Origin of the sequence: Streptomyces sp. NPDC048623, from assembly GCF_040650755.1 — a bacterium.
Lineage (GTDB): Bacteria > Actinomycetota > Actinomycetes > Streptomycetales > Streptomycetaceae > Streptomyces.
In genome coordinates this window covers 91,524-116,728 of sequence record NZ_JBEZHV010000006.1, presented here as the reverse complement: position 1 = coordinate 116,728, position 25,205 = coordinate 91,524, and the positions used below count along the sequence as shown (strand labels likewise).

At 73.8% G+C, this 25,205-nt stretch carries 23 protein-coding genes; 13 read left to right on the top strand and 10 right to left on the bottom strand.

The genetic code is table 11. The features are described from left to right. Positions 1-9: 9 nt before the first annotated feature. From AB0C73_RS11225 to AB0C73_RS11215, 3 genes are all read right to left on the bottom strand, one after another. Positions 10-1,140 carry a PP2C family protein-serine/threonine phosphatase gene (locus AB0C73_RS11225; protein WP_362527489.1) on the bottom strand — a complete coding sequence of 377 codons (1,131 nt, stop codon included), beginning with the start codon at positions 1,138-1,140 and terminating at the stop codon, positions 10-12. Positions 1,141-1,339: 199 nt separating this feature from the next. Beyond that, positions 1,340-2,008 carry a response regulator transcription factor gene (locus AB0C73_RS11220; protein ID WP_362527486.1) on the bottom strand — a complete coding sequence of 223 codons (669 nt, stop codon included), beginning with the start codon at positions 2,006-2,008 and terminating at the stop codon, positions 1,340-1,342. Continuing rightward, positions 2,005-3,228 carry a histidine kinase gene (locus AB0C73_RS11215; protein ID WP_362527483.1) on the bottom strand — a complete coding sequence of 408 codons (1,224 nt, stop codon included), beginning with the start codon at positions 3,226-3,228 and terminating at the stop codon, positions 2,005-2,007. Before AB0C73_RS11215 ends, AB0C73_RS11220 begins: the two co-directional genes overlap by 4 nt. 205 nt (positions 3,229-3,433) lie before the next feature. Here AB0C73_RS11215 and AB0C73_RS11210 point away from each other — a divergent pair, with 205 nt between their 5' ends. The 3 genes from AB0C73_RS11210 (at position 3,434) to AB0C73_RS11200 (ending at position 4,940) form a co-directional block, all read left to right on the top strand. Beyond that, on the top strand, positions 3,434-3,796 hold the full coding sequence (locus AB0C73_RS11210; RefSeq protein ID WP_362527481.1) for a DUF6223 family protein: 363 nt from the start codon (positions 3,434-3,436) through the stop codon (positions 3,794-3,796). 77 nt (positions 3,797-3,873) lie between these two features. Then, positions 3,874-4,356, top strand: coding sequence for an Appr-1-p processing protein (locus AB0C73_RS11205; RefSeq protein WP_362527478.1), 483 nt, complete (start codon positions 3,874-3,876; stop codon positions 4,354-4,356). Between the two features lie 101 nt (positions 4,357-4,457). After that, positions 4,458-4,940: a hypothetical protein gene (locus AB0C73_RS11200; protein ID WP_362527476.1), complete on the top strand. Its 483-nt coding sequence runs from the start codon at positions 4,458-4,460 to the stop codon at positions 4,938-4,940. A 118-nt stretch (positions 4,941-5,058) separates the two neighbouring features. Here AB0C73_RS11200 and sph read toward each other — a convergent pair whose 3' ends face one another. Beyond that, on the bottom strand, positions 5,059-6,078 hold the full coding sequence (gene sph, locus AB0C73_RS11195) for a sphingomyelin phosphodiesterase (protein WP_362527474.1): 1,020 nt from the start codon (positions 6,076-6,078) through the stop codon (positions 5,059-5,061). A gap of 173 nt (positions 6,079-6,251) precedes the next feature. On the opposite strand from sph, the gene AB0C73_RS11190 reads away from it, so the two are divergent. Together AB0C73_RS11190 and AB0C73_RS11185 are read left to right on the top strand one after the other, a co-directional pair. Next, positions 6,252-6,740 (top strand): hypothetical protein, encoded by a 489-nt coding sequence (locus tag AB0C73_RS11190; RefSeq protein WP_362527472.1) that lies wholly within the window; start codon positions 6,252-6,254, stop codon positions 6,738-6,740. A 598-nt stretch (positions 6,741-7,338) separates the two neighbouring features. After that, complete coding sequence (locus AB0C73_RS11185) at positions 7,339-8,196, top strand: oxygenase MpaB family protein (protein ID WP_362528028.1); 858 nt, start codon at positions 7,339-7,341, stop codon at positions 8,194-8,196. A gap of 25 nt (positions 8,197-8,221) precedes the next feature. Here the strand turns inward: AB0C73_RS11185 and AB0C73_RS11180 are convergent, their stop codons facing one another. From AB0C73_RS11180 to AB0C73_RS11170, 3 genes are all read right to left on the bottom strand, one after another. Beyond that, positions 8,222-8,830, bottom strand: a complete 609-nt coding sequence (locus AB0C73_RS11180; protein ID WP_362527469.1) for a hypothetical protein — start codon at positions 8,828-8,830, stop codon at positions 8,222-8,224. Between the two features lie 39 nt (positions 8,831-8,869). Continuing rightward, a complete protein-coding gene (locus AB0C73_RS11175) occupies positions 8,870-9,127 on the bottom strand; it encodes a hypothetical protein (protein WP_362527467.1) in 258 nt (85 codons plus the stop codon). A gap of 61 nt (positions 9,128-9,188) precedes the next feature. After that, complete coding sequence (locus tag AB0C73_RS11170; RefSeq protein WP_362527464.1) at positions 9,189-9,773, bottom strand: TetR/AcrR family transcriptional regulator; 585 nt, start codon at positions 9,771-9,773, stop codon at positions 9,189-9,191. A gap of 47 nt (positions 9,774-9,820) precedes the next feature. Here AB0C73_RS11170 and AB0C73_RS11165 point away from each other — a divergent pair, with 47 nt between their 5' ends. Then, complete coding sequence (locus AB0C73_RS11165; protein ID WP_362528025.1) at positions 9,821-10,366, top strand: GNAT family protein; 546 nt, start codon at positions 9,821-9,823, stop codon at positions 10,364-10,366. Between the two features lie 82 nt (positions 10,367-10,448). On the opposite strand, the gene AB0C73_RS11160 is transcribed toward AB0C73_RS11165, so the two are convergent. Beyond that, entirely contained in the window at positions 10,449-11,951 is a 1,503-nt protein-coding gene (locus AB0C73_RS11160) for a M1 family metallopeptidase (RefSeq protein ID WP_362527462.1), read from the bottom strand. Positions 11,952-12,178: 227 nt separating this feature from the next. Here AB0C73_RS11160 and AB0C73_RS11155 point away from each other — a divergent pair, with 227 nt between their 5' ends. Both AB0C73_RS11155 and AB0C73_RS11150 read left to right on the top strand, forming a co-directional pair. Next, positions 12,179-13,501 carry a M14 family metallocarboxypeptidase gene (locus AB0C73_RS11155; protein ID WP_362527460.1) on the top strand — a complete coding sequence of 441 codons (1,323 nt, stop codon included), beginning with the start codon at positions 12,179-12,181 and terminating at the stop codon, positions 13,499-13,501. Between the two features lie 138 nt (positions 13,502-13,639). Beyond that, positions 13,640-13,936 carry a hypothetical protein gene (locus AB0C73_RS11150; RefSeq protein ID WP_362527457.1) on the top strand — a complete coding sequence of 99 codons (297 nt, stop codon included), beginning with the start codon at positions 13,640-13,642 and terminating at the stop codon, positions 13,934-13,936. Positions 13,937-14,025: 89 nt separating this feature from the next. Here the strand turns inward: AB0C73_RS11150 and AB0C73_RS11145 are convergent, their stop codons facing one another. Continuing rightward, positions 14,026-15,006 (bottom strand): FAD-dependent oxidoreductase, encoded by a 981-nt coding sequence (locus AB0C73_RS11145; protein ID WP_362527455.1) that lies wholly within the window; start codon positions 15,004-15,006, stop codon positions 14,026-14,028. A gap of 74 nt (positions 15,007-15,080) precedes the next feature. Between AB0C73_RS11145 and AB0C73_RS11140 the strand changes: the two genes are divergently transcribed. Genes AB0C73_RS11140 through AB0C73_RS11130 form a run of 3 tightly spaced genes read left to right on the top strand, consistent with a single transcriptional unit; the run spans position 15,081 to position 18,171 of the window. Next, complete coding sequence (locus tag AB0C73_RS11140) at positions 15,081-16,718, top strand: ABC-F family ATP-binding cassette domain-containing protein (RefSeq protein WP_362527452.1); 1,638 nt, start codon at positions 15,081-15,083, stop codon at positions 16,716-16,718. Next, complete coding sequence (locus AB0C73_RS11135) at positions 16,718-17,764, top strand: 2-phosphosulfolactate phosphatase (RefSeq protein ID WP_362527450.1); 1,047 nt, start codon at positions 16,718-16,720, stop codon at positions 17,762-17,764. The genes AB0C73_RS11140 and AB0C73_RS11135 overlap by 1 nt, the downstream gene beginning before the upstream one ends. Continuing rightward, entirely contained in the window at positions 17,761-18,171 is a 411-nt protein-coding gene (locus AB0C73_RS11130) for a hypothetical protein (RefSeq protein ID WP_362527448.1), read from the top strand. The genes AB0C73_RS11135 and AB0C73_RS11130 overlap by 4 nt, the downstream gene beginning before the upstream one ends. Positions 18,172-18,340: 169 nt before the next feature. Here AB0C73_RS11130 and AB0C73_RS11125 read toward each other — a convergent pair whose 3' ends face one another. Then, the gene (locus AB0C73_RS11125) at positions 18,341-19,612 is read right to left on the bottom strand and encodes a family 16 glycosylhydrolase (RefSeq protein WP_362527445.1); all 1,272 of its coding nucleotides are present in this window, start codon (positions 19,610-19,612) and stop codon (positions 18,341-18,343) included. 294 nt (positions 19,613-19,906) lie between these two features. On the opposite strand from AB0C73_RS11125, the gene AB0C73_RS11120 reads away from it, so the two are divergent. Continuing rightward, positions 19,907-21,751, top strand: a complete 1,845-nt coding sequence (locus tag AB0C73_RS11120) for a ricin-type beta-trefoil lectin domain protein (protein WP_362528023.1) — start codon at positions 19,907-19,909, stop codon at positions 21,749-21,751. 97 nt (positions 21,752-21,848) lie between these two features. Next, a complete protein-coding gene (locus AB0C73_RS11115; protein ID WP_362527442.1) occupies positions 21,849-24,929 on the top strand; it encodes a glycoside hydrolase family 3 N-terminal domain-containing protein in 3,081 nt (1,026 codons plus the stop codon). The last annotated feature ends 276 nt before the right edge of the window (positions 24,930-25,205 follow it).

Here is a 25,205-nt window from a genome sequence, read left to right as displayed (position 1 = left end):
GGTTCGGGGTTACGCCCCCGGTGCGAGCCGCTCGATCGCCACCAGCGCCGCGTCGTCGCCGAGGTGCCCGCCCGCGTATGCCTGGAGGTCGGCCCGGAGGCGCGCGAGCAGGGTGGGCGGATCGTCCCCGGCCCAGGCCGTGAGCCGCTCGGTCAGCGGATAGAAGGCGCGGGTGTCGTCGCGGGCCTCGACGACACCGTCCGTGTAGAGGAGCAGCACGTCGCCGACGTCGAAGGGGAAGGTCTCCACCGTCATGTCGGGCGCGAGGAGATCGGTGAGCCCGAGGGGAGGGGAGGCATCGGCGGTGTCCAGGGTGCTCACCTGCCCCGCGCGCAGGAGCAGGGGCGGCGGGTGCCCGCAGTTGACCAGCCGTACGACCGGATCGTCGTCGGGGATGTCGAGGACGAGCGCGGTGACGAAGGCCTCGTCGGTGCGGCCGGCGCTGTCGCTCTCCCGGTTCGTCTCGTCGTCCTCGTCCGCCGCGACGACCCCCGCCTCCAGGTGCCCGATCAGCTCGGGCAGCCCCTGCTCCCGGCGGGCCGTGACCCGGAAGGCGCCCAGGACCAGCGAGGCCTCGCTGATGGCGTCGAGGCCCTTGCCCCGGGCGTCCCCGATCAGCAGCCGCGTCCCGCGCGCCGTGCGCGCCGCGGCATACAGATCCCCGCCCATCTGCGCCTCCTCCTCGGCCGCCAGATACACGGACGCGATGTGCAGCGGCCCCGCCCGGTGCGGGAGCGGGCGCAGGACCACGCTCTGCGCGGCGTGCGCGATGGAACGCAGCCGGGTCATCCGGCTCTCGTCCCGCTCCCGCAGATAGGCGAAGAAGGTCACGATGACCGAGATCAGCACCAGCGAGATGATCTGGAGCGTGTGGTTGAGGTCGGTGAGCGTCGTCCGTGTCGCGGCCACCACCGACTGCGCGAGCACCGCGACGGCTCCGACCAGCGCGGTCATCCGAGGCCCCGCGAACGACGCCGTGAGCGCGGGAGCGGCCACCAGGAACGGCCCCAGATGCACGTCCGGCGGCGCGAGCACGTCCACCACGGTGACCACCGCGATCAGCCCGAACGGCGCGCACAACAGCCACCGCCCGCCGCGCCGGGACAGGCGGAGCCTCCGATCGCGCCGGTGGTCCTCCATGGGACAGGCATACCCGAGGACCGGGACCCTGTCCTGTTCACGGGCCCCCGGGCTCACTGACGGCGGCCCCGGGCGATTCTGGGGCGGGCCCAGGGCCCCCGATTCGAGGGGTTGCGCGACTCGTGCGCGATCGGCCCCATGCCCAGCGCCCGCGCCCCCGATCCCGTCGTGCCGTCAGGCGCATCCGGGACCTGTCGCCTCACCCGTCCCCGCCCGGCGTCACCAGGCCCGACTCGTATGCCAGGACCACCAGCTGTGCCCGGTCACGCGCCCGCAGTTTCGTCATGGCGCGGTTGATGTGGGTCTTCGCCGTCAGAGGGGTGATCACCATCCGGGCGGCGATCTCGTCGTTGGACAGGCCGCGGGCGACCAGGGCCACGGCCTCGCGTTCGCGGGCGGTCAGTTCGTCGAGGCCGGGGCCCGGGCGGGCGGGGGACGGGGCCTGGGCGAGGTGGCGGTGGATCAGTCTGCGGGTGATGGACGGCGCGAGGAGCGCGTCGCCGCGGGCCGCGACGCGGACGGCGTGCAGGAAGTCCTCGGGGAGGACGTCCTTGACGAGGAAGCCGGCGGCGCCCGCGCGCAGCGCGTCGAGGACGTACTCGTCCAGGCCGTAATTGGTGAGGATGACGACGTGGACCCCGGTGAGGGCCGGGTCCGCCGCGATGCGCCGGGTCGTCTCGATGCCGTCGACCAGCGGCATGCGGATGTCGACGAGGGCCACGTCGGGGACGTGCGTACGGGCCAGGGCCAGGCCCTCGGCGCCGTCGGCGGCCTCCGCGACCACCTCGATGTCGTCCTCCAGGTCGAGGAGCGCGCGGAACCCGCTGCGGATGAGCGGCTGGTCGTCCACCAGCAGGACGCGGATCACAGGACCCTCCGCCCGATGGTGGCGTCACGTTCCACGACCGCGTCCGGGGCCACCGGAAGCTCCGCCCGGACGCTGAAGCCGCCCTCCGCCCGTGCCTCCGTCCTCAGCCGCCCGCCCAGCGCCGTCACGCGTTCGCGCATGCCGAGGAGTCCCAGACCGGGCGCCGGCACGTTCCCCGGCCGCGCCTTCCCGTCGTCCTCGACGCGTACGGACACGGCGTCGGGCCGGCAGGCGACGCGGACCGAGACGGTACGGGCGTCCGCGTGCCGGGCCACGTTGGTCAGGGACTCCTGGACGATCCGGTAGACGGTACGGTCCACCGCCGCCGGCACGTCGGGCCGCAGCCGCCCCGCCGCCCCGTCCGGCCCATCCGTGGTGCCCGGCCCCTCCACCACCAGCGTCGCCTCCACGCCGAACGCCCGCGCCCGCTCGACCAGTTCGGGCACCGCGTCCAGCCCGCGCGGCGGCGCCGTGTCGTCGTCGCGCAGTGCTTCGAGAGTGGCGCGCAGCTCACGGCTCGCCTCCCGCCCCGCCTCCTGGATCGCGAGCAGCGCGGGCGGCACCTCCTCGCCGCGCCGCCGGGCCACGTGCACGGCGACCTCCGCCTGCACCTTGACGACCGAGATCTGGTGGGTGAGCGAGTCGTGCAGTTCCCGGGCGATCCGCAGGCGCTCCTCGTCGGCGCGGCGCCGCGCGGTCTCCTCCCGGGTGCGTTCCGCCTCGTCCGCGCGCCGCTCGGCCTGCCGCAGCGCCTCGCCAGCCGCGGCCGCCGCGATCAGCCAGGCGATTTCGAGCGCGCCCCGGGCCCGCGCGAACGCCTCGCCGATGTCGTCGAGGCCCGAGGCGAGCGCCGCGAGCGGCAGCGCCGCGATCATGGCCACGCTCACGGCCGCCGTGACCGCGCGGTGGCCCGCCCGTACGGCCGCGTACACGGCGAAGAGATAGCCGACCACCGGTACGTCGAAGCCCGCCGCCTGGTAGCCCACCGCGCAGAGGCCGGTCACGGCGAGGACGGCGACGGGGGCGCGGCGCCGCGCGACCAGGGCGAGACCGCCCGCCGCGAGCAGTCCGTACCCGAGCCCGAGCAGCGCGACGCCGATCGCCTGATGCCGCTCCGCCACCCCGGTGACCAGCAGCGCGCCCGCCACACCGACCGCGACCACCAGGTCCCCGAACCGGTCCCAGAGCCCCGCCGCCGGCCCTGCCGCACGTGCCTTCATGCGCGCACCCTAACCGCCTGCCCGGGCCCGCCGGATCCTCCGCGCGGACCGTGCCCGGCTACCGCGGACGCGGTACGCGCCCGCCGTCCTGCCGCCGTCGCGGCAGCGAAAGAGTCCGCGCCCGCCGGACGACCCGGCGGGGGAGCGGCGCCCATGCTCGGACCGTGCACCACACCCGCACGACCGAGAAGACGAGGAGCACCCGATGTCACAGCTGCCCGAACCCTCCGACCTGTCCGCGCTCGCCGCCAGTGTCTACACCCTCAGTGCCGGCCGGATCGGTGCCAGTGCCGCCGCCCTGCTCGGTCTGGCCGGCGCGGTCGTCGCCTGGCGCGTCCTGACCCGGCCCGCCGGCCGCCTCGGCCGCATCGGCGCCGGGCCCGCGCTGGGCGCCGGTCTGCTCGCGATGGCCCTCGGCGGCCTGGTCGCGGCCACCGCCGACGGCGGCGTCGGCACCGGCAACGGCCTTGGCGGCGCCTATGTGGCCCTGGTGGTGGGCGCCCTCGCCACGGTCCTGGCCGGTGTCGCCCTGGTGCGGACCCGGCGGGGGAGCGACGCCACCCGCTGACCGTACGGGCCGTGGCCGTGGCCGTGGCCGGCCGGCGCGGCCCGCCGATTGTCAGACCCCGCTCGTACGGTGGTGCCATGAACGCGATCGAGTACGTGCGGGGGGACGCCACCGTGCCGCGCGGCAAGGGGATCAAGGTCGTCGCGCATGTCTGCAACGACCTGGGTGGCTGGGGCAAGGGCTTCGTGCTCGCCGTGTCCCGGCGCTGGCCGGAGCCGGAGGCGGCGTTCCGCCGCTGGCACCGTGAGCGCGCGCGGAACGACTTCGGTCTGGGCGCGGCGCAGTTCGTCAGGGTCGAGCCGTATGTGTGGGTGGCCAATCTGGTGGGCCAGCGGGGGATACGGACGGGGCGGAGCACCGGTGTCCCGGTGCGGTACGAGGCGATCGACGCGGCCCTCGCGCTGCTCGCCGACAAGGCGGAGGAGCTGGGTGCCTCCGTGCACATGCCCCGGATCGGCTGCGGCCTGGCGGGCGGCCGCTGGGAGCGGGTCGAGCCGCTGATAACCGGGCGCCTGGTGGAGCGGGGGATTCCGGTCACGGTGTACGACGTGGGCGCCTAGCCGTACGTGCGCGCGCGGGGTGACCCTGGCGGCGGGGTGGGGGCGGCGGACGCTAGAGTCAGCCGCCTGTTCGGATCAGGGGCATGACACAGGGGAGGGGTATGCAGGCGCAACTCAGGGAGAGAGCCACCGAGTTGGCCGAGGTCCTGTGGAAGGAGCACACCGTCTACCGCGAGCGCGGCGGCGGCGTGGTGATCCGCGGCGATCATGTGCGCCGGTGGATCAGTCTGGCGCCGACCGGGGGCAAGGACCAGGCGCTGATGCGCGCCGGGCGGATCCTGGACGGCGGGACGACCGCGCCCGCCCGTATGGAGATCGTCGTGGACCTGGCGTCCGGGACGTCCGAGCTGGCCGCGGTCTGCCGCCGTCTGCTCGCGGAGACCGCGGCCGACGCCGCGACCTCCGCCGCCCCGGCCCGGCCCGCCCGGCCGCCCAGGGCCGCGCGGGCGGGGAAGGAGAGGGCGAAGGCGCAGGGCCGCCCGCGCGAGGGACGTCATACGGGCGTCGGCTCGTGGGTGATCCTGCTGTGCGTCGGAGGCGTCGTCGCCCTCTGGGCGTACAGCGTCTTCGGAGGCGCGTACTAGGCGCCTGCCCGTGACATGCGACGGCGCCGCGGGATCCGAGTCGAGTGGAGTCCCGCGGCGCCGCCGTTCACCGCAGTCGATCACTGCTGGTCGCGGCCCGGCCGGTGAAGGGGAGGGGTCAGCCCGCCGAGTAGGCCGTCACCGGGTAGTGGTCGGACAGGTTGGTGTACGTGTACTGCGTTCCCCAGCTGGAGACGGTCCAGGGCGCGGTCGTCTCCGGGATCACGTTGTTCGTCCAGCCCGCCGGGCGGGCGTTCCCGGCCCGGAAGAGGACGTAGTCGAGGTCCTCGCGGGGGTCGGTCGGGTAACGGTCGTGGGCGATGGAGTTCAGCGCCGTGTCGAAGGAGTACGGGTGACCGGTGCGGGCGTCCGCGCCGACCAGGCCCGCGTCGCTGAGCATGGTGCCGTACTCCGGCGTCCGGGAGTCCACGTTCATGTCGCCCGCGACGATGACCTGCTCGTTCGCCGGGATGTTCTTGGCGTCGAGGAAGGCGTCGATGTTCTTGAACTGGCGGCTGCGCATCTGCGCCGCCTCGCCCGCCGAGCAGCCCGGGTCGGTGGACTGCGCGTGCGTGCCGACCACGTGCACCTTGGTGCCGTTGACGTCCAGGACCGCGTAGACGAAGCCCTTGTTGGAGTACCAGTCGGCGCCGCAGGCGTCCTTGTAGATGTACTGCTCCTTGCGCAGCACCGGCCACCTGCTGAGCAGCGTCACGCCGCCGTCCTCCGGCGTGAGCGCGGAGTAGGCGCCACCGGTGGCGTCCCAGCCCGTCTTCGAGCGGCCCACGACCGGGGTCTGGTAGGGGTACTCGGCCGCCGCCTGCGACTTCAGGGCGTCGGAGGCGGAGTTGTCGAAGGCCTCCTGGAGGACGACGACGTCGTTGCCGCGGAAGAAGGACGTCGTGGGGATGGTCGCGGCCCGGTGGTCCTGGCCCCAGTTCGGGTACAGCGACTTGGACATCAGGAAGACGTTGTACGTCAGCACCTTCAGGCTCGGCGTCGCGGCGGCGGCAGCGGTCGCGGTGGGGGTCGCGGAGTCGGCGGCCGAAGCGGCCGTCGCGGTCCCGGTCAGGGCGGCGGCGGCCAGGGCGACCGAGAGGGCTGCGCCGGGGATGCGGCGGAGCGCGGTGAACTGCACGGCAAACTCCCAGAGGGTAGTGGGGGGTTGGGCTCGGGCGCGGTACATCGAACCAGCCGTAGTTACCTTCGGGTAGCCGTTGGATGCCACGAATCTTGCGCGGCTCGCACAAACGCGCCAACTCTCGGGCATCTGCCTGAATTGCGAGTTTTGCGACCAGGTAAGATGCGCGCATGACCCTCGCGCAGAACAAGCAGATCTTCCCCATGGACCTGGGCCCCCTGAACCCGGTCTGGGCGGAGCTCATCCTCGGTGCCGTCCTCTTCGGCCTCACTTTCCTGATCCTGGCCAAGGGGATCCTCCCGAAGATCAAGCGGACCCTCGCCGAGCGCGAGGACGCGATCGAAGGCGGCACCGAGCGCGCCGACGACCTGCGCTCCGAGGCCACCGCGATCCGTGAGCAGTACGAGGCCGAGCTGGCCGAGGCCCGCCACGACGCCGCGCGCATCCGCGCCCAGGCCACCGAGGAGGGCTCGGCCGCCATCGCCGCCGCCCGTGCCGAGGGCGTCCAGGAGCGCGAGGCCATCCTGGCCGCCGGCCACGCGAAGATCGCCGCCGAGCGCGAGTCCGCCGAGCGTGAGCTCTCCGCCGACGTCGACGCCTGGGCCCACGCCCTGGCCGGCCGCATCGTCGGCGAGCCGGTCGGCGCCGACCGCGCCTGACGCACCGCACACCCGTACGGGGCCGCGCCCCGGGCCGCTCACCAGGCCCGGGCCGCGGCCCCGCGTCGTATCCCCGGCCAGCCGCGCGCTGCCCGCGCCCTGCCCGTGCCGGGCGACCGCCTGACCGCCCGCCTGCCTGCGGCTTGCCCGCCGTGCGCGACCCGGGGCAGCCTGGGAGAACGAGAGGGAGACCGCGTTGACGCACCACGACGACACCCGCACCGAGCGCGCGACGCCCGCCAGGCCGGACGGCCCGGGGCCCGGTCCGGCCGCCGGACCTGGCCCGGCGGAGGCGTCCGCGCCGGTGGTGCCCGCCGGCGGAGCCTCGGGGCGCGCGAGGGCAGCGAGTGCTGCCGCGGGCGAGGCACCCGGCCGGGCGGCGGGCTCCGCGCCCGCGACAGCCACCGAAGGCGCCCTGGCCGGGGCGGCGGGCTCCGGGCCCGCGAAGGCATCCGCCCCCGCACCCGCCCCGGTGAACGCCACCGGCGGCGCCCCGGCGACGGCGGCTGCCTCTGCGACGGGCACCGGCGCCGCCCCCGCGGACGCCACCGACGCACCCGCCACACCCCGCCGTACCCGCACGCCCCGCACCGACCCCGTGCCCCCGCCCGTGGGCGGCGCGCTCTGGACGCTCGCCGGGGATGTGCGGGCCCTGTTGATGCTGCCTGCCGCGCTGGCCATGCAGGTCGCGCACCCTGCCGTCGGTGCCGGGGTGGACGAGCACTCCGTCTTCCGTACGGACCCCTGGGGCCGCGGCGAGCGGTCGCTGCGCTCGCTCCAGCTGTGGATCTACGGCGGCGAGCGCGCCGCCGAGGAGGGCCGCAGGCTTCGCGCGCTGCACAAGACGATCGGCGGCACCGACGCCCACGGGCGTCGCTACCACGCCCTCGACCCCGCCTACTACGCGTGGGTGCACGCCACCGGATACCCCGTCTACCGCCACGGTCTCGGTTATCTCGTCCGCCCGCTCACCGAGGCCCAGGAACGCCTGCTCTACGCCGAGTGGCTCCAGGTGGGCCGGATCCTCGGCATCCACGACCGGGACATGCCGCAGACGATCGAGGACTTCTGGCCGTACTACCGCCGCATTCTCGACGAGGAGCTGGAGGCCACCGTCGTCGTCCGCGAGCTGATCGCCACCGACATACCCGTCCCGGCCCCCGACCGCGGCCCGCTGCCCGTACGTCTCGCGCTGCGCGCGTTCTGGCCGCTGCTCCGCCGCCCGTTCCTGCGCGCCCGCGCCTTCCTCACCGTCGGCCTGATGCCGCCGGAGGCCCGCGCCGCGATCGGTCTGGAGTGGACCCCCGAGCAGGAACGCCGGCTGCGCCGCCTCGGCCGGGTCGTCCGCGCCGTCGTCCCGGTCCTGCCGGAGCGGCTCCGCTATCTCCCGCTGGCCCGGAAGGCGAGGGCGGAGGCGAGGGCGGAGGCCAGGGCCGCGGCCCGCCGCAACCGTTGACCAGGCCGCCCTTGGCGAGGCCGCCCTAAGCGAGGGCGGCCGGAGCGGCGAAGGGCGGGAGCCCCTTGAAGGTGGCGTGCAGGGCCAGGCTCGGCGTGATGCGGCGCAGCGCGGCCCGTACCCGGGTCAGCGGATGGTCGGGAAAACGCGCGTCCCAGCGCTCGTCGTCGGCCGCGTGCGAGGGCAGGCCGCCGGTGATCCCCGGGCCGTAGGGGTGGTCCGTGAAGTAGTGCATCGGGCCCACCTCGTTGAGGATCAGCGCCTCGCGCAGCCCGGTTCTGCGGCCCTCGCCCGCCTGCACCTTCACCACCGTGCTGCAGCGGGCGCGCGGGATCGTCCACGAACCGATGAAGGCCTGGCCGTGGCCCTGCGCCAGTGGCACCTTGACCAGCTGCCGTACGGCGGGCAGCGAGTCCACCTCGCCCAGCTCGGCCTCGATCAGCCCGGCGCCCGCACCCGCGGCGGACCGGGCGAGCCCATGCCGGAGCCGGTCGGGTTCGCCCAGGGAGGCGGGCAGATCGGGCACGAGGTCGAAGAAGTGGACGGAGAGCAGGAGGCCCTGCTCGTCGGTCCACATCCCCGGCTCGTCGAGCGCGCTGAATCCGGTGAGGTCGAGGCCGGTGATCGGTGTCATACGTCTGCTTCCCTTGTGGTCACGCGGTTGGTCGCACAGTCATGTCCGTCGGTCGTCGGAGGAGGAGCGGAACGGCCGGAAGCCCTGGCGGGGGCCGGGGGTCGTCCCCTGGCGGCGCAGGGCGGAGCCCGGCTCGTCGTACGCGACGTCACGCGCCGCCGGATCCGCCGAACCGACCGCCCGCAGCAGCCCCGGCACCTCCTCCGCGGAGCCGTAGGCCTCCGGCGCGGCCCGGTCGACGGCGTCCAACCCGGCGTCGATGCCCGCGAGTTGCGCGTCCGCTGTTCCGTGCCGCATGCCCGGACCCTACGCGATTTCCGGGCCGTGTCCGGAAACCATCGCCCGCAGGGCTTCGCCGCTACCCGGCCAGCGACCCCAGATAGTCGTCCACGAGCCGCGCCTGCCGCTCCGGCGGGAACTCCGCCGGTGCGAGCAGGGCCTGGACCACCAGGCCGAGGGCGAAGGACTGGGCTCCGGCGGCGAGGCGGGCCGGGTCGCCGGAGGGGAGTTCGCCGCGGGCCTGGGCCGACGCGATCAGGTCCGCGAGGCGGGCGCGGCCGCGGGCGTAGCGGGCCGCGTGGTCCCGGCTCAGGGCGGGGTCGGCGAGGGCGGTGTCCCAGGAGGACACCCAGACGCGGTTGCTGCGCTCGGCCTCCGGGGTGAGCGGCAGGATGTCGAGCAGCGCGGCGCGCACCGCGGCCAGGCCCTCGCCGCCGGTGCGGCGCGGGCGGGCTGCGGTGCGCTCGTCGAGCAGGTCGAGGGCGTGCCGGACCAGGTCGCGCTTGGCCGGGAAGTAGTGGGTGAGCAGGCCGGTCGTGGCGCCCATTTCAGCGGCGACCGCGCGCAGGGTCAGCCCGCCGAACCCCTGGGCGGCGAGCACCCGCCAGACCGCCTCGGAGACCTCACGGCGGCGGGCTTCGTGATCGCCCTTCGTACGTGCCATGCTGCTACGGTAATAGTCATAACGCTTGTTGTGTGAATGGGGTCCTCATGTTCGCCCTCCCGCTGCGGGACAACGCCGAGCTCCGCCCACTGGAGGCCTGGCACGCCGAGGAGTTCGCCGCCCACCTGGACCGGGCGCGCGAGCACATCCGGCCGTGGGTCGGGCCGGCCTTCGTCACCGACGACCTCGCCGGGGCCCGGGCCACCCTCGTCCGGTACGGCGAGCGCCGGGCCGCGGACGGCGGGCGCCTCTACGGCGTCTGGCGCGACGGCACCCTCGTCGGCGGCGTCATGTTCACCACCTTCGACGCCGCCTCCGGCAGCTGCGAACTCGGCTGCTGGCTGGAGCCCGCGGGCGAGGGCCACGGACTGATCACCGAGGCCTGCGCGATCCTCCTGGACTGGGCCTTCACCGAGCGCGGGCTGCACCGCGCCGAGTGGCACTGCCGCGCCGACAACGCCCGCAGCTCCGCGGTCGCCGAACGGCTCGGCATGACCCTCGAAGGCACCCGGCGCGAGGTCTGGCCGTACGGCGGCGCCCGCCACGACAAGCAGCTCTGGGGCATCCTCGCCCGCGAGTGGGCCGCCCGCTGACCCCTTCGCTGCTCTTCGCACGTGCCGGCGCCCCCGTCCCGCCCGACCGCGGGACGAGGGCGCCTTTCCGGTACGACCTGGGTCAGCGCCCGCCGTGCTCGTGGACCGTGTTCGTCGCCGCGATCTTCTTCCACGACTTCGGCGGTACGGGCTTCGCCGCCGCCTCCTCCGCCTCCGCCGCCAGGCCCACCGCCGGGGCCGCCGGCTTCACCGGCTGGAAGAGCCATGTGTCGAAGAGCCCGGCGAGCGGCCTGCCCGACACCCGCTCCGCGTACCGCACGAAGTCCGCCACCCCCGCGTTGCCGTACGCGTGCTCCTGCGGCCAGCCCTTGAGGATCGCGAAGAAGTCCTCGTCGCCGACGGTGTTGCGCAGCGCCTGGAGCGCCAGCGCGCCCCGGTCGTAGACGGCGATGTCGAACTGGTTCTCCGCGCCCGGGTCGCCCGGCTTCACCGTCCAGAACGGGTCGTCCGCCGCCCGCGTCGCGTACACGTAGTCGGCGAGCTCCTGCGCCGTGCCCTCGCCCTCCTTCTCCGACCACAGCCACTGGCTGTAGCGGGCGAAGCCCTCGTTGATCCAGATGTCCTTCCAGTCGGCGACCGAGACGCTGTCGCCGTACCACTGGTGGGCCAGCTCGTGCACGACCACCGACACGTTCGCGCCGTTGGCGAACTGCCGCGGGCTGTAGAACGGCCGGGTCTGCGTCTCCAGGGCATAGCCGCTGGTCACGTTCGGGACGTACCCGCCGAGGGAGTTGAAGGGGTACGGGCCGTAGACCGACTCCAGCCACTCCGCGACCTCGGCCGAGCGCTCGACCGAGGCGCGCGCCGCGCCGTCGTTGTCGCCGAGGCCCTTGCTGTACGCGTTGAGGACCGGGAGGCCGCTCGCCGTCTTGTCCGTCGTGATGTCGAACGCGCCGATCGCGAGCGTGGCGAGATACGTCGCCTGCGGCTTGTTGGAACGCCAGTTGAAGCGGGTCCAGCCCAGCTTCGAGGACTGCGACTGGAGCACGCCGTTGCTGATCGCCTGGGTGCCGTCCGGTACGAGCACCGACACGTCGAAGGTCGCCTTGTCCAGCGGGTGGTCGTTCGACGGGAACCACCAGACGGCCGAATCCGGCTCCTGCGCGGCCACGCCCCCGTCCGGGGTGCGGTGCCAGGCCGTCCAGCCGCCGATCTTCAGCTCGGACGGCTTGCCCGCGTAACGGACCACGACCGAGAGGGACTTGTTCTTCTCCAGCGGGACCGCCGGGGTGACCTCCAGCTCGTGCTCGCCGGACGTGGCGAACTTCGCGACGCGCCCGTTGACCCGTACCTCGCTCACCTTCAGGCCGAGGTCGAGGTTGAAGCGCGACAGGTTCTGCTTCGTGGTGGCGACGAGCGTCGCCGTGCCTTCGAGCAGGTCCGTGGCGGGCTGGTACTTCAGCCGCAGGTCGTAGTGCGACACGTCGTAGCCGCCGTTGCCGCTGGCGGGGTAGTAGGAGTCGCCGATCCCCGGCGTGCCCGGCTCGAAGTCGGCCGCCGATGCCGGGATCGCCAGCAGGAGGGAGGCCGCGAGGGTGCTCGGAACGATGATTCTGCGGTGCACAGGTGGTCCCCTAGTCGCCTAGTCGTCAGAGAGGTAAGACGCACAGGTGGTCGTCGGTCCTTAGCGACACTATTCAGAGCCCCGACGGCCCGTCACGTCCAGAGCACCCCCTGTCACATGAACGCCATTCGGCCGACATGAACCTCCCGTTCCGGTCGTCTCATCCGCACCGCTTGTCCGTGACGGCCCTCTTTTGCGCGGCAGTCGACAGCGGTACGTTCCGCCCCATGTCGACGACGACACCCCGCACCTCCCTCCGTACCCCCCGGCGCGCGCTCCTGGGCGCGGCGGGCATCGCCGCCCTCGGGCTGCCGCTGCTCGCCGCGCCCGCCCCGGCCGCGGGCAGGGCACTCCCGTCGCCGCCGCCCCCGCGCACCGGCTTCGAGGAGAGCGGTGGCGCCCGGTGGACCGGCGAGGCCGAGGAGACGGCCTTTCTCGCCGCCGTCGACCGGGGCAGTGACCGGCTCGCCGTCCGTACGGTCGGCGCCACCGCGCAGGGCCGCCCGCTGCGGCTCGCCACGCTCGGCACCGGCCCGACGCCTGTGCTGCTCATCTGCTCGCAGCACGGCGACGAACCCTCCGGGCGCGAGGCCTGTCTGAGCACCGTGCGCGATCTCGCGTACGACCGGGGCGAGGCGACCCGCCGCCTCCTGGCCCGCATCACCCTGCTCGTCGTGCCCACCGCCAACCCCGACGGGCGCGAGGCGAACACCCGCGGCAACAGCGCCGGCATCGACATCAACCGCGACCACATCGCGCTGCGCACCGCCGAGGCCCGGGCGCTCGCCGCCGTCATCCGCGACCGACGGCCGGAACTGATCTACGACCTGCACGAGTACAGCGCCACTCCGCCGTACTACGACAAGGACCTGCTGGCCCTCTGGCCGCGCAACCTCAACACCGACCCCGGCGTCCACACCGAGTCCCACACCCTCTCCGAGGCGTACGTGCGGCCCGCCGCCGGCCGCGCCGGCTACACCAGCGGTCTCTACGGCATCTGGACCGACCCCTACACCGGCGAGCCGGTCAAGCAGGTCGCGGGCGACGGCCAGGAGCGCATCCTGCGCAACACGGCCGGGGTCAAGCACGCGGTCGGCCTGCTCGTCGAGACCCGCGAGGACGCCCTCGACCCGGCCGAGCAGGACGACCCCGCACGCAACCACCGGCGCCGTGTCGCCACCCAACGCGCCGCGCTCAAGGGCGCGTTCGGCTACGTCGGGGAGCGCGGCGGCCAACTCGCCGCGGCCACCGCCCGCGCCCGGCGGACCGGCCTCGCCGACCGCGGCCCGGTCCTCCTCGGCGGCGCCGACAACGACCCCGCCGAGCCCGCCGAGATCCTCCAGGACCCGCCCTGCGCCTACCGCCTGACGGCGGATCAGTACGCGGAGGTCGGCGACGAACTCGACCTCCACGGCGTCTTCGTGCGCCGCGACGGCGCCGGGGGAGTGCTCGTCCCGCTGCGGCAGCCGTCGCGCGCGCTCGTGCCGCTGCTGCTCGATCCGCGCGCCGCGTACGGGCTGACACGAGGGGAGCCCGTGGAGAAGTGCTGAGGGATCGGTGAAGGGCTGGTGAGGGGCTGTTCGGCGGCGTCAGCGATGTGCGGAGCGGATGATCACTCCGGGTATGGTTACCAACCGGTATTGACCATACCTGAACGGGCTTCTACTGCCCGGAAGTTGGAGAGAACCATGACGAACGCGACGCCGCTGCGCCGTACCCTCACGGCCCTGGCCGCCACGATGCTGCTGGCCGGGGGCCTGCTGCTCGGCCAGACCGCGACCGCCCCGACCGCCCAGGCGGCCGTCTGCAAGCCCGCCGAGCTGCGCCAGGACGCCGCCGAGCTGCGCGCCAAGGCCGGGAAGCTCGACCGTCTGGGCGAGAAGGCCGCCGCCCGCAAGGCCCGCGACCAGGCCGCCGCCTTGGAGCGGAAGGCCAAGGCCTGCGAGGACGCGGACGACCACGCGACGAAGCCGTTCCCGGGCTAGGAAGCGGCCCGGCCCTGTCCGGAGCATGAACGCCCGCCCCGGAGTCGTACGGCTCCGGGGCGGGCGTCGTCCGTACCCCGGGGCCCCGGTCAGGGCCGGGACGCCGTCACCAGTTCCGCCACCCGGTCCGCGCAGCCCCACGCCACCGTGACGCCCGCGCCCCCGTGGCCGTAGTTGTGGACCAGGATGGCGCCGTCCGGCAGGGTCTCCGCCTCGATGCGGACGCCCGACGGGCGGGCCGGGCGGAGGCCGACCCGGTGGGCGAGCACCCGGGCGTCCGCGATCTCCGGGCGGACGCGAGCGCAGCGCGCCACGATCGCGGCCGCCGTGGCGGGGTCCGGGTCGAGGCGCTCGTCGTCGTCCTGCGCCGTGCCGCCCAGGATCAGCCGGCCCGGCTGCGGGAAGAAGTACGTCGTCTCGCTCGACGCCCCGTCCGCCGCCGTGAACCAGGTCTCCACACCCGGGTTCTCCACCAGGACCAGCTGCCCGCGCACCGGCCGCATCCCGGGGTCGCCCACCAGCTCCCGGGCGCCGAGCCCGGTGCAGTTCACCACCACGTCCGCACCGGCCGCGACCGCTTCCGCCGCCGGATCCGTCACCGTACGCCGCTCGATCACCCCGCCGAGCTCCTTCAGGCGCGCGGCCAGCCACGCCAGGTGGACCGGCATGTCGACCAGCGGCAGCACCGCGGCGAGCCCGCTGCCGTACGGCCCCGGCACCTCCTCCGGCGGCAGCTGCCGCAGCCCGTCGACCTGCCGCGCCCAGTCGCCGAGCCCCGCGAGCTCCGTGTCCGCGTGGACGCCGGCCACCAGCCGTACCCCCGTCGCGACCGGATCGGCGGCCAGCTCGCCGTACACCCGCAGCGTGTCGAGCGCCCACGCGCCGACCTCCGCCGCCGGCTCGATCCGGTACGGCCACCACAGCGCGCCCGCCACCGCCGAGGTGGTCTCCTCCGGTGCCTCGCGCGACCAGACCCGTATCCGCAGCCCGCGCTCCGCGAGCCGTACCGCCGAGGTCAGACCGACCACCCCGGCGCCCACCACGATCACATCAGCCACATCAGCGTCCATGCCGGGACCGTACCCACGCCGCCCGGGCCGTGATGTCCGGGCCCGTCCCTTCCTCGCCTAGGATTCATGGCCTGATGACTGCCACTCTCGTCGCCAAGGACCTCGCCGCCGGCCACGGCGAACGCTCCCTCTTCTCCGGGCTCGACCTCGTCGTCGCCCCCGGGGACGTCATCGGCCTCGTCGGCGTCAACGGCGCCGGCAAGTCCACGCTGCTGCGCCTGCTCGCCGGCCTCGACACCCCCGAGGAGGGCGAGCTGCGGCTGTCACCGCCCACCGCCACCGTCGGGCACCTCCCGCAGGAGCCGGAGCGGCGCGCGGGGGAGACCGTGCGGGAGTTCCTCGCCCGCCGCACCGGGGTCGCCGCCGCACAGGCCGCCATGGACGAGGCCACCCAGGGCCTGGTCGACGGCGCGCCCGGCGCCGACGACGCGTACGCCGTGAGCCTGGAGCGCTGGCTCGACCTCGGCGGCGCCGACCTCGACGAGCGCGCCGAGGAGGTCGCCGACTCGCTCGGCCTGACCGTCGGCCTCGACCAGCCGATGACCGGCCTCTCCGGCGGCCAGGCCGCCCGCGCCGGACTCGCCTCGCTGCTCCTCTCCCGCTACGACGTCTTCCTCCTCGACGAGCCCACCAACGACCTCGACCTCGACGGCCTCGAACGCCTGGAGGCCTTCGTCCAGGGGCTGCGTGCCGGCACGGTCGTCATCAGCCACGACCGCGAGTTCCTCACCCGCACCGTCACCAAGGTCCTCGAACTCGACCTCGCGCAGCAGCAGATCACGCTCTACGGCGGCGGTTACGAGGCCTACCTGGAGGAGCGGGCCACCGCCCGGCGGCACGCGCGCGAGGACTACGAGGAGTACGCCGACAAGAAGGCCTCCCTCGAATCCCGCGCCCTCATGCAGCGCAACTGGATGGACAAGGGCGTCCGCAACGCCCGCCGCAAGTCCACCGACAACGACAAGATCGGGCGCAAGCTGCGCGGCGAGGCCAGCGAGAAGCAGGCCGCGAAGGCCCGCCAGACCCAGCGCATGATCGAGCGCCTCGACGTCGTCGACGAGCCCCGCAAGGAGTGGGAGCTGCGCATGGAGATCGCCGCCGCGCCCCGCTCCGGCGCGGTCGTCGCGACCCTCCGCGAGGCCGCCGTGAAGCGCGGCGACTTCTCCTTCGGGCCGGTCGGCCTCCAGATCGACTGGGCCGACCGGGTCGCCATCACCGGCGCGAACGGCGCCGGCAAGTCCACCCTGCTCGCCGCCCTCCTCGGCCGGCTCCCGCTCGACGCGGGCGACGCGGCCCTCGGGCCCGGCGTCGTCGTCGGCGAGGTCGACCAGGCCCGCAAGCTGTTCCACGGCACCGAGACCCTGCTCGAAGCCTTCTGCGCGGCCGTCCCCGACACGGAGCCGGCGGAGGTACGGACCCTGCTCGCCAAGTTCGGCCTCAAAGCCGACCACGTGCTGAGGCCCGCCACCACCCTCTCGCCCGGCGAACGCACCCGCGCCGCGCTCGCCCTGCTCCAGGGCCGGGGCGTGAACCTGCTCGTCCTCGACGAGCCGACCAACCACCTCGACCTGCCCGCGATCGAGCAGCTGGAGTCGGCCCTGGAGTCGTACAACGGCACGCTGCTCCTCGTCACCCACGACCGGCGGATGCTCGACGCGGTACGCACCACACGGCGGATCGAGGTCGCGGACGGCAGGGTGACCGAGCTCTGATGACGGAGGCGTCCACGCCCTGGTCCGGGGCGCCGGGCGGGCCGCCGGGCGCGCCGCCGGGCGGGTTGCCCGCCGCCGCGCTGCCGGCCGCCGTGGCTGCGCCCGCCCAGGCCGCGGATCCGGCTCCCACGCCGGGTGGTGCGCCGACCGGGAGTCCGTCCGGGGCGGGGGCCGGGGTGCCCTCTGGAATCCCGTCCGGTGTGCGGACCGGGAACTCGTCCGGGGCGTCCGGCGGGGTGCCCGCCCGGGGCTCGCTGGGCGGCCCGTCCGGGATCTCGTCCTGGGTGCCCGCCGGAGGTCCGGCAGGCACGCCACCCGCGGCCGTCTCCTTCGGGTGGGGGCCGGTCGAGGCGCGCGCCCTCGCCGCCGGTGCGGAGTGCGTGGTCGTCGTCGACGTGCTGTCGTTCACGACCGCCGTCGGCGTCGCCGTGGAGCGCGGCGCCGTCGTGCACCCGTACCGCTGGCGGGACGAGACGGCCGCCGCGTACGCCCGCGAGCGGGACGCCGTCCTCGCCGTCGGGCGCGGCGCGGCCACCCCCGGACATCCGTGGTCACTCTCCCCGGCCGCGCTGCGCGCCGCGCCGGTCCCGGACCGCCTGGTCCTGCCGTCCCCGAACGGCTCCACCATCGCCGCCGAGGCCGCGGGCTCCGGCGCGACCGTGGTCGCCGCCTCGCTGCGCAACGCCACCGCCGTCGCCCGGTGGCTCGGCGAACGTTCCCCGGCCGGCGTCGCCGTCATCGCCTCCGGCGAGCGGTGGCCCGACGGCTCGCTGCGCCCGGCCCTGGAGGACCTCCTCGGCGCGGGCGCGGTCCTCGCCGCGCTGCGCGAGCTCCGGCCGGATCTCGCCCTGACCCCCGAGGCGGCCGCGGCCGCCTCGCTGTGGACCGCCACGGACGACCCGGCCGCCGCCTTGCACGGCTGCCACTCGGGCCGTGAACTGTACGAGTACGGCTATCCGCAGGACGTGGAGGTGGCCGCCGAGACCGACATGTCGACCGCCGTCCCCGTCCTCGTGGACGGCGCTTTCCAGGAGGCAGCACCATGACCACCGACGACTCCCGCGTGACGCGCCTCGTCGCGATGCTCGACGATCTCGAGGCCGATGTCGACGAGACCATCGACCTCGCCGACGAGATCGCGGCGACCGGCGACCGGGAGCTGCTCCCGCGCCTGGAGTCCGAACTCGACCGGGCGATCGCCGACCGCAACCCCTATGCCCGAGAACTCCTCGGCGGCGTGATCGCCGCTCTCGGCGGCCCCGACCGCCTCCCGGTCCTCGTCCGCGCCTCGGCCGTCGACCTGGGCGACGACCAGGACGGCCTGGCCGCGGAGATCGTCGACCTGGTGCAGGCCGACCCGAAGACGGCCGAGCGCCTGCTGCGCCCGCTGACGGACGACGACGACCTGACGGTCGCCAACCGGGCGGACTGGGCGCTGCGCTTCGTGCCGTAGGCACGCGCGGGAGCGGGTGAGGGCCCGGTCGACCGCCGTCGACCGGGCCCTCACCCCGTGTCCGGTCCCGCGTTCCGGGACGAGAGCCACGAGACCGGACTTCCGGGCTCGGCCCCCGGGACCCGTGACCGTGGTCCCGGGGGCCGAGCCCGAGTTCGAGTTCGAGGAATCAGCCCACGGTCCATTTCTGGGCCGCGGTGCCGTTGCAGGTCCAGATCTGCAGCCGGGTGCCGTTCGCCGAGTTGCTGCTCGGGACGTCGAGGCACTTGTCCGCGGCCACGTTCACGATGTCCTTGGCCGCCTCCACCCGCCATTTCTGGGCGCCGGTGCCGTTGCAGTCGTAGAGCTGGAGCTTGGCCCCGTCTGCCGTCGAACCGGCCGTGACGTCCAGGCACTTGCCGAGCGCGCGGATCGAGCCGTCGCTGTTCACGGTCCACTGCTGGGCCGCGGTGCCGTTGCAGTCGTAGAGCTGGACCGGGGTGCCGTTCGCGGGGTTCGCCCCGGCCACATCGACGCACTTGCCGGCGAGACCGGTGATCGGGCCGCCGCTGCCGGTCGGCGGGGCCGGCTGGTCGTTGGTGACCCGTACGTAGTCGACGGTCAGCGTGTTCGGCATCGGGGTGCTGCCGTCCGGGTCGCCCGGCCAGTAGCCGCCGACGGCGAGGTTGAGGATGAGGAAGAACGGGTGATCGAACACCCACTCGCGGCCGCCGAGATCGGCGGACGTCCGCGTCTGGTAGGTGACGCCGTCGACCTTCCACACCAGCTTGTCCGGCGACCACTCGACGCGGAAGGTGTGGAAGGCGTCCGCGAACGGAGAGCCGATCGAGTAGCCGGCGCCGATGCCGCCCGAGCCCGAGTAGCCGGGGCCGTGGATGGTGCCGTGCACGGTGTTCGGCTCGAAGCCGACGTTCTCCATGACGTCGATCTCGCCGCTCTGCGGCCAGCCGACGTTGCCGATGTCGTTGCCGAGCATCCAGAACGCGGGCCACATGCCCTGGCCGCGCGACATCTTCATCCGGGCCTCGAAGGTGCCGTACGCCTGGGTGAACTTGCCGGACGTGTTGAGCCGGGCCGAGGTGTACTCGCAACGCCCGTACCAGCAGTTGTAGTTGCCGGGGTTCTCGCGCCGTGCGGTGATGACCAGGTTGCCCTGGCCGTCGTGCACGGCGTTGCGGGTCGAGTTCGTGTAGTACTGCCGCTCGTGGTTGTTCACGTTGTCGCCGGTCTCCAGGTTCCACTTGGAGCCGTCGACCGGAGTGCCTGCCGGGGCGTTGAACTCGTCGCTGAACGTGGTGGCCTGGACGGAGACGTCGCCGGAGGGCGACGTCGGCGCGGCCGCGGCGGTCTGCACCGCGGGGCTCACCAGGGCGGCCAGCGTGGCGAATCCGACGCCGAGGGCCAGGAGCAGGCGTGATCGTCGAGAGGGGGGTGCGGACATCGTTGTCACCGCCGACGGTGGGGGAGTCGTGGACGGCAACGAACAGTGCCATGGTCCGGACCAGGTCGACAAGACCTTGCGCCAAATCCGGCCTCAACCCGCCTGTCGCGTTCGGGAGTTGTACGCATGAGGGGTTGACGGGGGTCGGGCGCCTCCATAACTTCACACCTTAAAGAAAGCCTTGCCGGCTCGCGGGACGCGGGTGGCCCCCACCGAAAGGTATGTCAGGTGCATTACAAATGGTCCTGGGCCGGTGCCCGCCGCGGACGGCCGCGCCGGCGCCTCGCCGCCCTCGTGACCGGCGTTCTCCTCGCGAGCGGCCTGGTCATGTCCGGTCCCGGTGTCGCGCAGGCCGCCGGTGAGCGGGTCGACGTCTGGCTGACCACCACCTCCGACGCCGGAGGCCGTACCGTCACCCGCGGCCTCGCCCCGCAGACGCCGCTCGCCTTCGGCCCGGCCGGCGGCAGCGCCGCCCACACCATCAGCGTCGACGAGAACACCACCTACCAGCAGTTCGAGGGCGGCGGCGCGTCGATCACCGACACCACCGCCTACCTCCTGCGCGGCGGAGCGGTCAGCGCCGCGACCCGCGACGAGGTGATGCGCAAGCTGTTCTCGCCGACCGACGGCATCGGCCTCTCCTTCGTCCGCAACCCGATCGGCGCCTCCGACCTCTCCCGGCCCGGCAACGTCTCCCTCGACGACACCTGCTGCGACCTGAACGACTTCGGCACCAACGGCTACGACACCGATGTGCGGCTCCTGACCGTCCAGGCCAAGCAGCTCAACCCGGCCCTCCGCCTCAAGGCCGTGCCGTGGAGCGCCCCCGGCTGGATGAAGGACAACGGCCGCATGGACCAGATGGGCTGGCTGAAGTGGGAGTACTACCCGCTCTACGCCCAGTACCTGGTCAAGTACATCCAGAGCTACCAGGCCGCCGGGGTCAAGGTCGACTACCTCTCCGTGCAGAACGAGCCCAACTGCTGCCAGGCGGACAACCCCACGGCCATGAACTACCCGGGCATGAGCTGGAACCCGTCCGGCCTGGTCGAGTTCACCAAGAACCACCTCTACCCCGCGTTCCGCGCCGCCGGGATCACCACCAAGGTCCTGGTGCACGACTGGAACTACGGCGACTACGCCGCCTTCGGCTCGGGCGTCCTGAACGACACGGGCGTGCGCACCGACCCGCTCTTCGGCGGCATCGCCTGGCACGGATACGCCGGCGACCCGGCCGTCGGCACCCAGGTCCACGACCAGTACCCGACGGTGAAGCAGTTCAGCACCGAGCACTCCGGCGGCACCTGGATCGGCAACCAGCACAACGAGGACCTCAAGGACATCGTCGGCTACGCCCGCAACTGGAGCAGCAGCCTGACGAAGTGGAGCCTGGCGCTCAACCAGTACATGGGCCCGCACAACGGCGGCTGCGGCACCTGCACCGGTCTGATCACGGTCCAGGAGGGCGGCGCGCGCGCCGGACAGGTCGACTACACGATCGAGTACTACACGACCGGCCACCTCACCAAGTTCGTGCGCCCCGGCGCGTACCGCATCGCCTCGACGGCCGACTCCACCGTGCAGAACGTCGCCTGGCGCAACCCCGACGGCTCCAAGGCCCTCATCGCCCACAACGGCGGCGCCTCCGCGCAGTCCGTCCGCGTCGACTGGGGCGGCCAGTCCTTCACGTACAACCTGCCCGCCCGCACCACCGCCACCTTCACCTGGTCCGGTACGACGGCGAGCGCACCGACCGGCCCGATGACGGGTCTCGCGGGCAAGTGCCTGGACGTGGCCGGCGCGGCCACCGCCGACGGCACCCCCGTCCAGATCTACACCTGCAACGGCACCGCGGCGCAGCAGTGGACCCTCGCTGCCGACGGCAGCATCCGGGCCCTCGGCAAGTGCCTCGACGTCACCGCCGCAGGCACCGCCGACGGGACCAAGGTGCAGCTCTACACCTGCAACGGGACGGGTGCGCAGCGCTGGTCGTACAACGCCACGACGCACGACGTCGTGAACACCGCCGCCGACAAGTGCCTGGACGTCACCGGCAACAGCTCGGCGGACGGGACGCGCACCCAGATCTGGACCTGCACGGGCGCCGCCAACCAGAAGTGGACACACCGCCCGTCCTGACGAACCGGCAGCCACCCGCCCTGTACCCCTCTCTCCTGGAGAACCCCGCATGCCGCACCCGCACCCACACCCGCGCCGGCGGAGAAGGGCGAGCGCCATGACGCTCGCCGTCACCGCCGCGACCACCGTCCTCGCCGGACTTCTCGCCGGCGCCACGCCGAGTGCCGCCACGCCGTTCGCCGCCGCGGCGGCCGACGGGCCCGACCCGGCGCCCCGGGCCGTCGACCGCTTCGAGGGCGAGGTCCCGTTCGCCGCCCCGCCCGCCGAGGGCCTGTTCACCTGGGGCAGCGACGCCGACGACAACCCGGCGCTGAGCCTCACCGAGCGCGCCGACGCCCCCGAGGGCGGCAAGGTCCTCGAAGGCCGCTACGACATCAGCGGCTGGGGCGGGTTCACCCACGACTTCGCCTTCGACCGGCCGGCGCAGGACTGGACCGCGTACAAGGGCATCCGCTTCTGGTGGTACGGCCAGAACACCGCCCCGCTGCCGCCCGGTTCCGGCAGGCGGATCAACTTCGAGATCAAGGACGGCGGGGCGAACGGAGAGGCGAGCGAGCTCTGGACGACCTCCTTCACCGACGACTGGGAGGGCTGGCACCTCGTCGAGATCCCGTTCTCCGAGTTCCACTACCGGGGCGACTACCAGCCGGTCGGAGGCATCGACCAGGTCCTCGGGCTCGACAGGATGTGGGGGTACGCGCTCACGCTGCCCACGGGCGCGCCGGGCCGCTTCGCCCTCGACGGCGTCGAGCTGTACGGCAGGGCCGACCCGGTCCTGAACACCCGGGTCGTGACGGGTGCGGTGGTGCACCCGGTCGACGAGGGCGGCACCGCCCGGATCGACATCTCGGTCGCCACCACTGCCTCCCAGCCGACCGGCGAGCCGGTCACGGTCGCGTACACGACGGACGACAGCGGGCCGGCGACGCCCGGCACGGACTACAGGCCGGTCAGCGGCACCGTCGTCTTCCCGGCCGGTACGCCCTCCGGGACCACCCGCTCGATCACCGTCGAGACGCTGAAGGACGCGACCGGCGAAGAGGCCGAGACGATCCCGGTGAAGCTGACGGTCGAGGGCGCGAAGGCGCCCACGGAGACCCCGGTCGTCGCCGTGAACGCGCACGGACTGCCCTACCTGGACACCGAGCTGCCGGTGAAGAAGCGGGTCGCGGACCTGCTCTCGCGGATGACGCTCCAGGAGAAGGCCGGCCAGATGACCCAGGCCGAGCGCAACGCCCTGCGCTCGCCCGGCGACATCGCCGGCTACGACCTCGGCTCCCTGCTCTCCGGCGGCGGCTCGGTCCCGACGCCCAACACGGCCGAGGCGTGGGCGCGGATGGTCGACGCGTACCAGCTGCGCACCCGGGCCACCCGGCTGCAGATCCCGCTCCTCTACGGCGTGGACGCGGTGCACGGGCACAACAACGTCATCGGCTCGACCATCATGCCGCACAACATCGGCATCGGTGCCACGCGCGACGCCGCGCTCGCCGCCCGCACCGGCGCCGTCACGGCGAAGGAGGTCCGGGCCACCGGTGTGCCCTGGGACTTCGCCCCCTGTCTGTGCGTGACCCGCGACGAACGCTGGGGCCGCTCCTACGAGTCCTTCGGTGAGGACCCGGCGCTGGTCACCGCGATGGAGAGCGTCATCGAGGGGATGCAGGGGGCGGCGGACGGCCGGGACCTCGACCGCGACGACAAGGTGCTGACCACCGCCAAGCACTTCGTCGGCGACGGCGGTACGGAGTTCGGGTCGTCGACCACCGGCTCGTACACGATCGACCAGGGTGTCACCCGGGTCACCCGCGAGGAGCTGGAGGCGGTGCACCTCGCGCCGTTCGGCGAGGCCGTGAGGCGCGGTGTCGGCACCGTCATGCCCTCGTACTCCTCGCTGGACATCCTGGGCGACGACCAGGGCCCCGTGAAGATGCACGCGAACGCCGAGATGATCAACGGCGTGCTCAAGGACCGGATGGGCTTCGAGGGCTTCGTCATCAGCGACTGGCAGGCCATCGACCAGATCCCCGGCGACTACCCGAGTGACGTCCGGACCTCGGTCAACGCCGGCCTCGACATGATCATGGTGCCGACGAACTACCAGGAGTTCACGCGCGTCCTGGTCGCCGAGGTGCGGGCGGGCCGCATCCCCACGGCCCGGATCGACGACGCCGTCGCCCGCATCCTCACCCAGAAGTTCCGCCTCGGCCTCTTCGAGAAGCCGTACGCGGACACCACGAACCTGCCCTCCGTCGGCTCGGCGGAGCACCGCGCGGTCGCGCGGGACGCGGCGGCCGCCTCCCAGGTGCTCCTGAAGAACGCGGGCGGTGTCCTTCCGCTGGGGCCGACCCAGAACGTGTACGTGGCCGGCTCGAACGCGGACGACCTCGGCAACCAGTCCGGCGGCTGGACCGTGACCTGGCAGGGCGCCTCGGGCCGGACCACCACCGGCACCACGATCCTGGACGCCATGAAGAAGTCCGTGGCGCCCGGGACCACGCTCACCTATTCCAAGGACGCCTCCGCGCCCACCGCGGGCCACGACGTCGGTGTCGTGGTCGTCGGCGAGACGCCGTACGCCGAGGGCATGGGCGACGTCGGCAACGGGCACGACCTGGAGCTGACCGCGGCCGACAAGGCCGCCGTCGACCGGGTCTGCGCCGCCATGCCCTGCGCGGTCCTGGTCGTCTCCGGCCGCCCCCAGCTCATCGGCGACCGCCTGCCCGCGATCGACGCCCTCGTCGCCTCGTGGCTGCCCGGCACCGAGGGCGACGGCGTGGCCGACGTCCTCTACGGCCGCAAGCCCTTCACCGGCCGGCTGCCGGTCAGCTGGCCCAGGTCGGAGCAGCAGCTCCCGCTGAACGTCGGCGACGCGACGTACGACCCCCAGTTCCCGTACGGGTGGGGCCTGACGACCCTCCGCGCCACCCCGCAGGGCGGCGAGCCCCTCCTGCGCGCGATGGCCCTCGCCGCCCGCGCCCTCCAGAAGACCGGCCACGGCGACTCGGCCGAGGCCCGCCAACTGGCCGGCCGGGCCCGCCTGATCGTCCAGGACCACATCGGCCAGCACGTCACGGAGGCGTCGGCGAAGCCCTTCGCCGAAGCGGACCACCTGCTCCTGAGCGGCGACGTGGCGGGCGCGATCGCCAAACTGACGGAGGCGTACCGCGCGGCGGGCTGACGGGCAGGCCCCGGCGTGGCGGGCCCGGCCGGCCGGTGCCCGCCCGCTGCGGGGCTGCGCCCGCGGGGCGGCGAGCCCGCCGGTCGCGGGGCGCCTCGTCAGTCCGTTGTGGGCATACGTTCCGCAGGGGCGCGAGGGTCCCCCCAGGGCGAAGCCCTAGGGGGCGGGTGGGCACAACGGACGGCGCCCCTTGCCGGGCCTAGGCTCCCTGAGCCTGAACGCCCAGCCGTACGGCGCCGCACTGGTGGTGCGGGTCCAGGCCCAGGGGGCGGAGGC

Excerpts from the sequence above, each read along its gene's own strand:
- AB0C73_RS11225 (WP_362527489.1), bottom strand. The coding sequence starts at position 1,140 with ATGGAGGACCACCGGCGCGATCGGAGGCTCCGCCTGTCCCGGCGCGGC.
- AB0C73_RS11215 (WP_362527483.1), bottom strand. The coding sequence starts at position 3,228 with ATGAAGGCACGTGCGGCAGGGCCGGCGGCGGGGCTCTGGGACCGGTTC.
- AB0C73_RS11210 (WP_362527481.1), top strand. The coding sequence starts at position 3,434 with ATGTCACAGCTGCCCGAACCCTCCGACCTGTCCGCGCTCGCCGCCAGT.
- AB0C73_RS11205 (WP_362527478.1), top strand. The coding sequence starts at position 3,874 with ATGAACGCGATCGAGTACGTGCGGGGGGACGCCACCGTGCCGCGCGGC.
- AB0C73_RS11200 (WP_362527476.1), top strand. The coding sequence starts at position 4,458 with ATGCAGGCGCAACTCAGGGAGAGAGCCACCGAGTTGGCCGAGGTCCTG.
- AB0C73_RS11190 (WP_362527472.1), top strand. The coding sequence starts at position 6,252 with ATGACCCTCGCGCAGAACAAGCAGATCTTCCCCATGGACCTGGGCCCC.
- AB0C73_RS11180 (WP_362527469.1), bottom strand. The coding sequence starts at position 8,830 with ATGACACCGATCACCGGCCTCGACCTCACCGGATTCAGCGCGCTCGAC.
- AB0C73_RS11175 (WP_362527467.1), bottom strand. The coding sequence starts at position 9,127 with ATGCGGCACGGAACAGCGGACGCGCAACTCGCGGGCATCGACGCCGGG.
- AB0C73_RS11170 (WP_362527464.1), bottom strand. The coding sequence starts at position 9,773 with ATGGCACGTACGAAGGGCGATCACGAAGCCCGCCGCCGTGAGGTCTCC.
- AB0C73_RS11165 (WP_362528025.1), top strand. The coding sequence starts at position 9,821 with ATGTTCGCCCTCCCGCTGCGGGACAACGCCGAGCTCCGCCCACTGGAG.
- AB0C73_RS11155 (WP_362527460.1), top strand. The coding sequence starts at position 12,179 with ATGTCGACGACGACACCCCGCACCTCCCTCCGTACCCCCCGGCGCGCG.
- AB0C73_RS11150 (WP_362527457.1), top strand. The coding sequence starts at position 13,640 with ATGACGAACGCGACGCCGCTGCGCCGTACCCTCACGGCCCTGGCCGCC.
- AB0C73_RS11145 (WP_362527455.1), bottom strand. The coding sequence starts at position 15,006 with ATGGACGCTGATGTGGCTGATGTGATCGTGGTGGGCGCCGGGGTGGTC.
- AB0C73_RS11140 (WP_362527452.1), top strand. The coding sequence starts at position 15,081 with ATGACTGCCACTCTCGTCGCCAAGGACCTCGCCGCCGGCCACGGCGAA.
- AB0C73_RS11135 (WP_362527450.1), top strand. The coding sequence starts at position 16,718 with ATGACGGAGGCGTCCACGCCCTGGTCCGGGGCGCCGGGCGGGCCGCCG.
- AB0C73_RS11130 (WP_362527448.1), top strand. The coding sequence starts at position 17,761 with ATGACCACCGACGACTCCCGCGTGACGCGCCTCGTCGCGATGCTCGAC.
- AB0C73_RS11125 (WP_362527445.1), bottom strand. The coding sequence starts at position 19,612 with ATGTCCGCACCCCCCTCTCGACGATCACGCCTGCTCCTGGCCCTCGGC.
- AB0C73_RS11115 (WP_362527442.1), top strand. The coding sequence starts at position 21,849 with ATGACGCTCGCCGTCACCGCCGCGACCACCGTCCTCGCCGGACTTCTC.